This is a genomic window from Vibrio zhanjiangensis (assembly GCF_030161235.1).
Lineage (GTDB): Bacteria > Pseudomonadota > Gammaproteobacteria > Enterobacterales > Vibrionaceae > Vibrio > Vibrio zhanjiangensis.
Map to the genome: position 1 here is coordinate 52,254 of NZ_BSPW01000018.1, position 13,723 is coordinate 65,976.

At 45.7% G+C, this 13,723-nt stretch carries 1 protein-coding gene (running past one end of the window); it reads left to right on the plus strand.

Annotation, left to right across the window (positions count from 1 at the left end):
• On the plus strand, positions 1 to 13,692 hold the end of the coding sequence (locus tag QQK21_RS04015) for a non-ribosomal peptide synthase/polyketide synthase (RefSeq protein WP_284190915.1). The gene continues 14,001 nt to the left of window position 1, outside the view; the window shows 13,692 of its 27,693 coding nt (coding positions 14,002–27,693); its start codon lies beyond the left edge, outside the window; its stop codon occupies positions 13,690 to 13,692.
• The last annotated feature ends 31 nt before the right edge of the window (positions 13,693 to 13,723 follow it).

Consider the following 13,723-nt stretch of genomic DNA (forward strand, 5'->3'; position numbering starts at 1 on the left):
GGTCAGCAGTTAGATAATGAATTATCATACTGGAAACAACGTTTAGAAGGGATTCCGGACGTTCACGGTATGCCTCTTGATAAGCCTCGGCCGAACACTCAGTCATATCGGGGAGCGTTTTATCAACAGACATTGCCAAGCCACCTTACTGCTGCTTTACAAACCTATCTTAACAAGCAAGAAAGTAGTTTGTTTATGGGTATGCAAGCCGCGTTCAGCTTACTTTTAAATCGCTACGGTGGTGAGACAGATATTATTCTCGGTACGCCAGTCGCAAACAGGGGCCAGAAAGAAGTGGAATCTTTGATCGGTTTCTTTGTTAACACTCTAGTGTTGAGAACAGAAATTGATCCCAAGCAGACATTTAGCACATTGTTATCTAACTGTCGCGATAATACATTTGATACGCTCTCTCATCAGCAATTACCATTCGAGCGATTAGTCGAAGCGCTGCAGCCTAATCGTGACCTTAGCCACCATCCATTGTTCCAAATCATGTTGGTGGTCGATACGATGGAAGCGGAGGCGAAACGTCTGGGTGGATTTGCGGTTGTACCTCTAGAAGCAGAAACGACAACATCGAAATTCGATCTTACCCTAAACGTTGTGGAAAGTAATGATGCCAAGGGTTGCGCCCAAATTGATCTGGGCTGGGAATACAGTACCGATTTATTTGAACCAGAAACGATCGAGAGATTATCGGAAAACTTCATTCAACTGGTCGGGGATATCATCTGCAAGCCAAATCAAGAGCTGGAAAAACTGTCTCTTGTTAGTCCAGTTGAACATCAACGGCTGCTCGAAAAAGGCAAAGCAAAGAAAACTTGGCCAATCACCCAGTGTTTGTTTCAAGAAATTGAGCGTCAGGTCGCACTGTCACCTCAATCTTCAGCCTTGGTATTTAGTGGACAATCTATCACTTATGCGGAGATGAATAGACGAGCTAACCAGCTTGCACATTATCTTGTGAAGCAGGGGATTGGACCTGATGTATTGGTTGGTATGTGTTTGTCTCGTTCGGCTGAGATGATCATTACTATCCTTGCCATTCACAAAGCTGGCGGGGCGTATGTGCCTTTGGATGTGAGTTATCCCGTTGATCGCCTCAGCTACATGATGGAAGACAGTCAATGTAAGCTTGTGATCAGTGAAACTGAGCACAAAGGTAAATTGGTTGGCTCAGCAGTGCCCATCATGCTGCTAGATACGCAAGAAGTTCAAGGTATGTTATCGGCATACAGCGAACAAAATCTACCGAAGCATGAAATTAAGGTGACGCCGTCACACCTCGCTTATGTGATTTACACATCAGGTTCAACAGGCAAGCCGAAAGGTGTGATGATTGAGCATCAAGCACTCAGCAGCCACATAAAGAGCATCTGCCTTGAATATGGAATTACCGATCAAGATCATATCCTACAGTTTTCTAATATCGGCTTTGATGCGTCTGTTGAGCAGGTTTTTGAAGCATTGGTTACCGGTGCAACTCTTTATATACGTCCAGAAACGCTGTGGACATCCGCAGAGTTTGTCGATTGGTTGAAAGACAATCCCATCACGATTACTGAGTTTCCTCCGCTATATGCTAAAGCGCTTCTTGAACCTGTATTAGAAGATGAGGTTTTCTGGACCCAAACATCGCTCTCGAGATTGGTTGTGAGTGGGGATGTTCTTAATGCAGACTTTGCCAGAGCGTGGCAAACAGGTCCGGCACAACAAGTTTGTCAGTTGATCAACAACTATGGCCCTACAGAAACTACGATCTCTTCGACCCTACATTGGTTAGGCGATGAAGATATTAGTACCAGCGTACCGATTGGTTTTGCCATCATGGACACAGATGTGTATGTCGTCGACGAGCAGATGCAACTTGTCCCCGAAGGGGTTCCCGGCGAGCTATTGATTGGTGGTATGACGGTGGCGCGTGGGTACTTGAATCGTGAAGAACTGACGGCAGAAAAATTCATATCCGATCCCTTTAGCAAAAAAGAAGATGCGCGTGTTTATCGTACTGGGGACAAAGTTCGTTGGCTTGCAAATGGAGAATTGGAGTTCTTTGGTCGATTTGATACCCAAGTCAAGCTGCGTGGTTTCAGGATTGAGTTAGGGGAGATTGAAACCGCGTTGCGTGGAGATAATAGAGTTGCAGATGCGGCCGTTATCGTAAGGGAAGATACTCACGGCGATAAACAGCTGGTGGCTTATCTTGTGGCTTATACTGACGATGAGTCATCGTTGGTGGATGAATTAAAGCATGCTCTGCAGCTTACGTTACCGGGCTTTATGATTCCAAGTGCCTGGTCAGTTTTAGAAGCGATGCCAGTCAATGCGAACGGTAAATTAGACCGCAAGGCATTACCAGAACCGAGCTATACAACCCAAGCCGAGTATATAGCGCCAAGATCATCAGTAGAAACGCAATTGGTACAAATCTGGCAAAATGTCTTGGGTATTTCATCACCCATTAGTGTTGAGGCAAACTTTTTCAGCCTTGGCGGGCATTCACTTCTCGCGGTACGTTTGATTGCAAAAATCAGCGCACAATTTAGCCGTGAATTGACAGTAAAACAGGTTTTTCTTGCGCCAACACTTGCAGAGATGGCCACTGTGATTGAATCTGTGTCTTTCACTGACAAGAGCTCGATTCGCCAAGTCGACCGAGATCAAGTTATTCCGCTCTCATTTGCGCAAAAACGTATGTGGTTTATGCAGCAGCTAGAAAGTGGACATGCCTATAATATGGCGGGCGTATATACATTGGAGGGCTTGGTTGAGCCTGACCTCATGCGGCAGTCATTCCAGATCCTAATTGAACGTCATGAAGCACTTCGCACCTGTGTTCGCAGCTATGATGAGCAGCTTTACCAACATATTTTACCGTTACCGATAGACTTCATTCTGCCTATAACAGACTTATCAATACAGTCTGCAACTGAGCAGAAAGCTAATCTAGAAATCATGGTGAATGCGGAGTCTGAACGAGTATTTGATCTGGAAAATGATCTTATGCTGCGTGGACAATTAGTGAAACTATCTGAGGATGGCTGGAGGCTAATGATAACCCAACATCATATTGCCTCAGATGGTTGGTCTTCAGAACTTCTCATGCGAGAACTTACTACAATTTATGATGCTTTATCTCGCAATGAGTCACCGCAGCTCGTACCGCTTACGATACAATATGTCGACTATACCGTTTGGCAACACAGTCAGTTGCAGGGTGAAGAGTTGGAAAGACAAACCCGCTATTGGCACACCCAACTGCAAGATTTGCCTGACGTTCATTCATTACCTCTTGATAGAAAGAGACCGATTGAGCAGAGTTATCAAGGCGATCTATACAGCCACGAGTTATCTCTTGAGGTGAGTCGTCAGTTTAAGCAACTATGTCAAAATAGCGGTGCCAGTATCTTTATGGGAGTGCAAGCCGCACTCAGCTTATTGTTAAGCCGCTATAGTGGTGAAACAGATATAATAATCGGTACGCCAGTGGCGAACCGTGAACGACTTGAGCTACAAAATGTGGTTGGCTTGTTTGTTAACAGCTTAGTCATACGTACTGATTTGTCTGGTGATCCGAGCTTTAGTGAAGTCATTGAGCGTTCAAGAGAAACGGCTCTCGCGGCATATGAACATCAATCATTACCATTTGAGCAAATAGTTGATTTGCTTAACCCAAGTCGAGATATGGGGCACCATCCTTTATTCCAGATATTACTCAATGTTGATACTCAGGGGCTCAGTTCGGGTGAGGCATTTGGTGGATTGACACTCACGGAAAATAAAACGGCCAGCCGTACGGCGAAGTTTGACATCAGTTTGAATGTGCTCGTCAATGAAGATGGAGGCTTAAATTGTCACTGGGAATACAGCACAGATCTCTTCCACCGTGCCAGCATTGAGAACTTGGCAAACAGCTTTACGCTCTTGCTTGAAGCCATGACTGAAAACCCTGAGCGCTGCGCGTTCTCAGTACCCTTGGTTGATTCAAAGACGCGTGAGACAGAGCTTTATGTGCACAACCAAACCAAGCAAGACTATCCAAGGGAGAAGTCAGTTGCAGACTTATTTGAAGCCCAAGCTTTACTGACACCCGATGCGCCTGCGGCCACCTTTGATGGAGAAACCTTAAGCTATCGAGAGTTGGATAAACGAGCCAATGCGTTAGCGCATGAGCTTCAATCTCGGGGTATTGGCAGAGATGATTTGGTGGGCGTTCACCTTCATCGCTCGATGTCGATGCTGGTGTCTTTGCTTGCGGTATTGAAATCGGGCGGGGCGTATGTACCTCTCGACCCGAATTACCCAAAAGAGCGGATACAAGGCATGCTGTCGCACAGTCAACCGAGTTTGGTCCTGTGTGATAAGGACTCTGAGCAAGTGATGACGTCCTATACGGAGGCGGTATTGGTGGTGGATCATCACCAGTGGGCAAACGTAGAAAGCGAGCCGATGGTTCGTGGCGATTCGACCTATAGTGCCTTGGCGTATGTTATTTACACTTCAGGCTCTACTGGTGAGCCTAAAGGCATTGCGGTTGAGCATCAATCAGTGGTGAATTTCTTGTGGTCGATGGCGAAAAAGCCCGGTTTGAGGGCAGAAGATACGTTACTCGCGGTGACCTCGATGTCGTTTGATATCCATGTGTTAGAGCTGTATTTGCCCTTGGTTATGGGCGGACATGTGGTGGTGGCATCGAGTGAGGTGGCGTTAAATCCTGCTCAACTAGCGGGTTTGCTGAGCGAGCAACAAGTGAGTGTGATGCAGGCGACGCCTTCGACATGGCAGATGTTGGTTAATGACAACTGGCAACCCGCTCAGCCTCTTCGCGCCATATGCGGTGGGGAAGCCATGCCAGAGAGTTTGAAATCATCATTACTCTCTCATGATGCCATTGAGCTTTGGAATGTCTATGGTCCAACCGAAACCACCGTTTGGTCATCGGTAAAACGGATTGAGAAAGCGTCGGCCATCACCTTGGGTCACCCGATTGGCAATACTCAGTTGTATGTGCTCAATGAGCAGCATCAGCTGGTGCCAACCGGTGTCGCGGGAGAGCTGTATATCGCGGGTGAAGGGTTAGCGCGAGGCTATTTGCATCGTGATGATTTAACCGATGCGGCGTTTGTGGCTAATCCCTTTGTATTTGGTGAGAGGATGTACAAAACGGGTGATCGAGTGCGCAGGCTGGCAGAGGGTGAGCTGGAATATTTAGGCCGGACCGACCATCAAGTTAAGCTGCGCGGGTTTAGGGTAGAGCTGGGCGCCGTTGATGCGGCGGCGCAAAGCCATGAGAGCGTCAATCAAGTGGTGAGCGTGGTTCGCCAAGGCAGTGGCAGTGGTGAAAGCCAACTGGTGACCTACGTCGTTCTGAACTCTGACTGGGTTGAGCGAATCGATGAAGCGCGAAGCAGTTTGTATGAGCATCTAAAAGGGCAGTTGCCGCATTATATGGTGCCATCGATTATCCAAGTGGTAGAGGCCATGCCATTGACACCGAATGGCAAAATAAACCGCAAGGGATTGCCAGAGCCAACGTCGCTAAGCATGGGCGTGAGTTATCAGGCGCCGCAGGGTGAGGTAGAAGCGCGTTTGTGTCAACTTTGGTCAGAGGTGCTCAAGCTGGATGTATCGACCATCAGTCGTGAGGCGAATTTCTTTGAAGTTGGAGGGCATTCACTGCTTGCGATTGAGCTGGTAAACAAAATAAAGCAAAACTTCTCGGTAAGCTTGCCACTAACAAACGTATTCCGAGCACCTGTGCTTCATCAACAGGCCTTGTCATGCACAAACGCCACTCTAACGGGGCTAGATTCGACAAGCATCGAAAAACAAGTTAACAAACCAGCGCTACTGCCTTTGTCTTATGCGCAGCAACGTTTGTGGTTTATTGACCAAATGGAAGGACGTAGCAGTCAATACCATATGCCAGCGACGCTTTCATTGCAGGGTGAGGTTAATTATCAAGCGCTCCAAGGTGCATTCTTTGCTGTGATTGCCAAACATGAAGTGCTGAGAACCACCTATCATAATGATCAAAGAGGACATGCTTACCAGCATATTGAACCCGTTGTTCAAACCTTTGATCTAGTTATGCATGATTTATCTGGTTTAGCTAAAGAGGAGCAAGGAGAGAAGTTAGATGATCTGCAACACAAGTTTACTGAGCAAGAGTTTGATCTTAGTAACGATATTATGCTGCGTGCGGCCTTATACAAACTGGCGGAACATGAGTATCAGCTGACAATAGTTATGCATCACATCGCCAGTGATGGTTGGTCAGCCAATGTCTTTATTGGTGAATTAAGTAACGCATATAACCAATTGGTTCGAGGTCAACAGGCAAAGTTGTCGCCTCTGGATATTCAGTATAGTGATTATGCAATCTGGCAAAGACAGTGGCTACAGGGTGATCATCTCACCTCACAATTGAACTACTGGGCTAAGAAGCTTAGAGATATTCCCGAAGTACATAGTTTGCCTCTTGATAAACCTCGCCCCGCCAAGCAGTGTTATTCAGGGGACGTTGTGATAGAGCATCTTGAAATTCAAGATCTGCGTTCACTTCTCGAGCTATGCAATGCTAACAATGCCTCGCTGTTTATGGGGTTGAATGCGGTTTTCTCCATGCTGCTCAGCCGATACAGCGGTGAGCAAGATATTGTTGTCGGCACTCCAATCGCTAACCGTGCTCAGTCTGAGCTTGCTCAGACAATTGGTTTCTTTGTGAACAACTTGGTTCTGCGTAACCATGTGGATATGAGTCAGAGCTTCCAACAGTTGCTCGAGCAATCTCGTGATACTGCGTTGGCAGCCTATGAACATCAAAATGTGTCTTTTGAGCACTTAGTTGAAGAGTTAAAGCCTGCACGTGATCTCAGCCATCATCCAATCTTCCAAGTGATGTTGGTGCTGCAAAATACGCCTGAAGACGGTTTTGCTTTTGATGGTGTGCAAACAAGCAGCGTTAACAAGCAAACCTCAACCACATCCTTTGATCTGACGCTCAACGTTGAGCAACAGGCGAATGGATTGGAGATGCAATGGGAGTTCAACACCAGTTTATTTGAAAAAGCAACGATTGTTCGTATGGCCAAACATCTGGTTGGATTGCTACGTGGCGTAACTCTGTCTCCTGATGAGAAAATGAGTGAGATACATGGCCTTACAGATGCTGAGATAGGCACGCTCTTAGACTTGGGGAACGAGCCTTTGTCCTCCCAACACAATGAAGTGAAAGGGCTATGTATACATGAGCTATTTGAGCGTCAGGCATCTGCTTCGCCAAACTCCATTGCTTTGATATTTGAAGATAGGCAAGTGACTTATCAAGAGCTTAATCACCGCTCAAACCAATTAGCTCATCGTTTAGTGGAATTAGGTGTTGGACCAGACCAGCTAGTGGGTATTAGCTGTGAACGTTCAATCGAACTTATTGAGGTGATGCTTGCTGTCCTAAAAGCGGGTGGTGCGTATTTGCCGCTTGATCCTACCTATCCAGAAGAACGTTTGGCGTATATGGTGCAAGACAGTCGATTAAGTTTGATCGTCGGCGACAAAAATGTTCAAGATAAGTTGCCTCAAGACGCGCAATTCATCGAGCTTACAGAGTTGATGGAAGACGCTGATGGACAAAGTGTCGATAATCTCTCGGCTCATCATCTGGGTGTTAGCCCTAGTAATTTGGCTTACGTGATTTATACATCGGGATCGACAGGCAAACCTAAAGGTGTGATGCTGCAGCATGATGGTCTAGTTGACTTGGCTATCTCAGAGCAACAGTGCTTTATGGTCAGCGAGTCCTCAAGGGTACTTCAGTTTGCCTCTTTCAGCTTTGACGGCGCAGTAGCCGATTGGGTGGGTGTGCTCAATGCTGGAGGTTCTTTGATATTAATTAGCCAAGAACACGTTCATTCTGCTGAGTTACTCACTGAAGTGGTTAACCGTCATCGAGTCAACCACACTATTTTGCCGCCAGCTCTTTTATCTGCTTTAGATGCTCAAAAGTGGCAGGGAGTTAAGCATCTTATACTCGCAGGAGATTCTTGTCCGCTGCCGCTTGCACAAAAGTGGGCGCAAGGCCGCCAACTGATGAATGCTTATGGTCCCTCGGAGTCAACAGTTTGTGCCACAGTAGGGGACATAAGAGAACATACTCAGACGATTGATATAGGTACTGCTATACCAGGTAAGCGTCTCTATGTATTAGATAGTGAACGCAATCTTGTTCCTATTGGTGTGACAGGAGAGCTTTATATTGGTGGTACTGGAACAGCACGTGGCTATCTTCATAAACCTGACTTAACCGAGGAACGGTTTATCCAGAACCCGTTTGTTAAAGGGGAGATGATGTATCGCACTGGGGATAAAGTGCGCTGGAATAATCAAGGAAAATTGGAATTCCAAGGCCGTGTTGATCACCAAGTTAAATTGCGCGGATTTAGAGTTGAACTGGGTGAGATTACGGCTGTGATTCTACAGCAGCCTGAGGTCAACGAAGCTTTTGTATTGGTGCGTGAGGACCAAGGAGACAAGCGTTTGGTCGCCTATTGGTCAGCAAATGCTGGAGAGACTATCGAGTCAAATGAGTTAAGAGAACGTATCAAGGATTTATTACCGGGATACATGTTACCTTCAGCTATCGTAAAAATGGACAAACTGCCGATAAACGCCAATGGCAAAGTTGAGCGTAGGCAGTTGCCAGAACCCGATTATTCCTTACTTAGCACTGTGTTTGAGGCAGCAAGTAACGACATTGAGCTTGTATTGTGCGAAGTATGGAAACAGGTTTTAGTCATCGACCAAGTGGGTATCAGTGACAATTTCTTCAGCTTAGGTGGCGATTCGATATTAGCGATGCAAGTGGTATCGCAAGCTAAGTTAGTGGGTTATAAAATTTCAACGCGTGATTTATTTGAATATCAAACGGTAAAAGAATTAGCACAAGTTGCACAATTGATAGACACAAATCAACGCAGCCAAAAGAGTATAGGCAGTCAAAAATTACTCCCTATTGATCACTATTTCTTTGCAGGAGATGAAACCGATCGCCATCACTTTAACCAGTCACAGTGGTGTACGTTATCAGAGTCAATCGATCTAGAGTCTCTTGGCGCTGTCTTCGCTTCCTTGTATCAGCGTCATGATGCGATGCGATTGAGCTTTACACAGAAAAATGCACAGTGGAACGCAGATTATCTCGCCATAGATGAACGCAGTGCTGACAATGCGTTCGCGCAGAGCCTATGGATTGAAGACCTCACTGTTATCGACGAAAGCCAATGGGCAGAGCATATGCTTGAAGTGTCGAATAAGGCACAAGCAAGCTTAATGATTGACCAAGCGAAAGGGTCTATGATTCGGTGGGTTTGGTGTAAAACACCCTCAGGCCAAAGTGACAAGCTACTTTGGATTATGCATCACCTAATGGTTGATGGTGTTTCTTGGCGTATTCTTGTGCAAGATCTTCAATTAGCGCTAGAACAAGTGATACAAGGTGTGCCTGTCTCACTTGCGGCTAAATCTGATAGCTATCAAGCCTGGGCATCGGCTATGGATGAATTTGCGAGCTCTGAGGTTGTAAACCGCGAGAAAGTGCATTGGCTATCGGTGCTCAATGCTTCAAGTGGCAGCTTAGCCTGTAGTAATTTGAAGAAATCCGATGCTTCAATGAATGCCAATAGAAGGCGTGTGACCTTGAAGTTTAGTGACGCGGAGACCAAAGCGCTACTTTCAAAGTCCAATGAATGCTATCACACTCAAATCAACGATCTCCTATTGGCGGCTTTAGCGGATAGTTATAGGCAGATATCTGGCCAACATACGCTCAAAATTGATTTGGAAGGTCATGGCCGTGAATCAGGAGTGATTGCTGATGCTTGCCCAATGATGGATGAGCTTGATTTGAGCCAAACGGTCGGTTGGTTTACTCACGTTTATCCTGTATTACTCACTACTCAACCAGAGTCCGGTCTTGCAACTCTAATAAAGGGCATAAAAGAGCAGCTAAGAGCGACGCCGAATAAAGGGCTTGGATTTGGCGCTCTTCGTTATCTCGCGAAAGATGAGGATATTATCCGAGCAGATCGACCTTCTGAAATGGTGTTTAACTATCTAGGTCAATTTAACACAGACTGCGAAGAGAAAGAGACATTCAAGCAATTGGGAGATGAAGTCAGCAAACGTAGACAGAGAACTCATGGCATTGAAATTACCGGTATTGTTGTCGATGGCTTGTTGGAATTTACCTTTGACTATGATGCCGAGGTTTATCCGCAGGTATCCGAGATTGCTGAGCAATATCAGGTCAGTTTGATCAATATCATCGAGCACTGTACCTCTAATAAGGGTGGGCATACACCATCGGATTTCTCTCTGGTGGATGTGACCGCTGATGATATTACCTTGTTTGAATCACAATACTCTGAAATTACCGATATCTATCCGAGTACCCCAATGCAACAAGGGTTACTTATGCATAGCCAAATGGCAGCAGGCACAGGCATGTATATGTGTCAGATGGATATGTTGTTTGAGGAATTAAGCGTTCCGGCTTTCAAGCTGGCGTGGCAAAGGGTTATCGAAAGGCATGATATATTCCGTACCGCGTTTGTTGAGTCAAGCCGTGGTGAGCTGCTGCAAGTGGTCACCAAACAAGCAGATATTGAATGGCAAGAATTTGACTGGAGAAGTCTTGCTGAAGATCAGCAGGAAGCTCGCTTTAGCGATCTTACCAATGAGCAAAGAATTAAACCGCTCGACCTCACTCGTGCACCATTAATGCGCTTTGCAATGGTAACATTGCCTGATAAACGACAACGCTTTATCTGGACCAATCACCATGCTCTATTGGACGGTTGGTGTTTACCCATTGTCTTTGACGAAGTGATGAAATTGTATCAGGCAGACTTAGGTGTTGATCTCGGCCCGCTACCTGCGGTGAAACCTTATTCTAGTTATGTGAAATGGCTTCAGAAGCAACCGAAATCAGAGGCGAAAGCCTATTGGCAAAGCTACTTGTCTGATGTGACTGAACCATGCAAATTAGACTTTAAGACTAAGCTTTGCAATAGCGAACAGAGCGATGGATGTATAGAGAAACTGCTCGATGAGCAAACAACAGCTCGGTTGAACCATTTTGCTAAGCATAATCAGGTGACGATCAATACGGTTGTGCAAGGTGCTTGGGCTCTGCTTCTTCATCGATACAGCGGAGAAGAGACTATCGTATTTGGTTCGACTCGCTCTGGCCGAAACATACCTCTGTCCGGTGTCGAAACAATGGTTGGCTTATTTATCAATACGTTGCCTGTTCGAGTAGATTTTGCTGATATGCAGTGTCATCTAGGACAGTGGTTGCAGGAACTCAACAAAGCACAAAGCGGTCACGATAACTTTGCATATAGCCCTCTAAGCGATATTCAGGAATGGAGTGGTATAGCCAGTGGAGAGAGCTTGTTTGACTCGTTAGTGGTGGTAGAAAACTATCCGATAAGTCAAAGTGAACAAGTCGTGAATGATAAGCGACCGCGCTTGATTGAATCTAAGGGTGAAGAACAAACTAACTTCCCCGTCACTTTAGTCGTCGTTCCCGATCATCAAACAGAAATAAAATGGTTGTATCAAGGCTCAAGCATATCATCACAGCAAATGGAGCAAGTCGCGGCTGATTTTGAGCGTTTATTGACCATGATGCTCGACTCAGGTGATCAAGCACTTGAACGTCTGACTTTGCTCAGTGAAGAGGAAAAACACTTAACCTTAGTTGAATGGAATCAAACTCATAGTCACTATGATCGCAGCTGGGATATAGCACAGTGGTTTGAGTCTTGTGTTGCTAAAACACCAGATGCTCTGGCTCTTGTTCATGGGGATCATAATGTCATTTACCATGATCTAAATGTCGCAGCAAACCGCTTGGCGCATTATCTGTCTACTCAAGGTATTGAGGCTCGGCAACGTATTGGTGTTTGTCTGCCTTCGGGTGTTGAGTTAATTACTGCCTTGCTAGCGATTGTTAAGCTCAATGCAGCCTACGTACCGATTGACGCGAGTTATCCTGCTGAGCGTCAAGCGCATATTTTGCAAGATACTGGGGTTCAATATCTGCTGACGCAGCATAGTATGGCGAACTCCGTTATTGAAGGGCGCTACACCAGAATCAATATTGATGATGCTAGGCTTCAGCCAATGTTGGCTGAAGCCCCTTCAACAAATCCTGATCGCAAGAAGTTAGCCAATACGAAAGAGTTGTCTGCCTATGTGATGTATACATCAGGGTCAACAGGTATGCCTAAAGGTGTGGAAGTGACTCAACAAGGTGTGATTCGCCTAGTAAAAAATAACTTGGCGCTACCCCTTACCCAAGACACCGTTATGCTGCAGTGTGCTTCTATTACCTTTGATGCGGCAACATTAGAAATCTGGGGGCCTTTACTCAATGGTGGGACTTTGGTTGTCTACCCAGAGAGCTTGGTCGACGCTGGACAGTTAGGCCGCATAGTTGATGACTATCAGGTTAACATGCTTTGGTTAACATCTGGTTTGTTCGACCAATTTGCTGCGATAAACAAGCACAGTTTACCTAGCTTAAAATACCTTCTGACGGGAGGTGATGTGGTTAATCCGTATTCAGTGGCTCGTTTTTATCAGCAGCAAACAGGTGTAACTGTGATCAATGGTTATGGCCCAACAGAGAATACGACCTTTACGACGTGTTACCCAATACCAAGGGAGCTGGATGTTACCCTGCCTATTCCAATAGGAAAACCCATCTCAAATACCTCAGTGTATGTATTGGATCGCAATCAAAAGCCCGTGCCAGTTGGCGCTGTTGGTGAATTGTATACAGGTGGTGAAGGGGTCGCCAAAGGCTATTTAAATCTGGACAAGACGACCAAAGAGCGCTTTATCTCGAATCCATTTATTCCAAATGGAGAGAGTTCTGGTTACTTGTATCGGACAGGGGACTTAGTGCGTTGGCAACAAGACGGGACTTTGATGTTTGTCGGTCGTGCTGACAGCCAAGTCAAAGTTCGTGGTTATCGCATTGAGCTTGGTGAGATAGAAGCACAGCTCATGTCAATTGATGAGGTTGATATTGCTCTAGTCGTGGTTAGAGAGAGGCAGATAGGGCAATCGAGAGATAAACAGCTGCTCGCGTATGTGATAGGACATGCCGAAATGGATGTTAGTTCAAAGCATATCAAGGCGATACTCGCTCAAAACCTACCAAGCTTTATGCTGCCAGATCATATTATATTGATGGAACAATTCCCTCTTAATGCCAATGGTAAGGTTGATCGCCATGCGCTACCAGAGCCTGAGGTGTTGGTCGATAGTGATTTTGTCACACCAAAAACGGACACGGAACATAGGGTATCCAAGCTTTGGTGCGAATTGTTACAAAACGATACCGAGATGAGTGTTGTAAGTAGTTTCCTACAAGTGGGAGGAAATTCGCTGCTATTGATGCGGATGAATGCACTGATCAAAGATAGATTTAGTGTTGACCTTACTATTGAATCTCTGTTTGCGTCTCCAACAATCCAAGGTATTGCACACATGATTGATCAGCGTCGTGAATTGGAAGAGTCGAGCATGCTGGATGACATTCTCAAACAAGTAGAAGACCTCGATATTGAAGACTTGGAATCTCTCGACTTGGACGATTTGGAATCGCTTCTTGAGTAATAAAGATAACAAGGACATATCAGCACTAAGT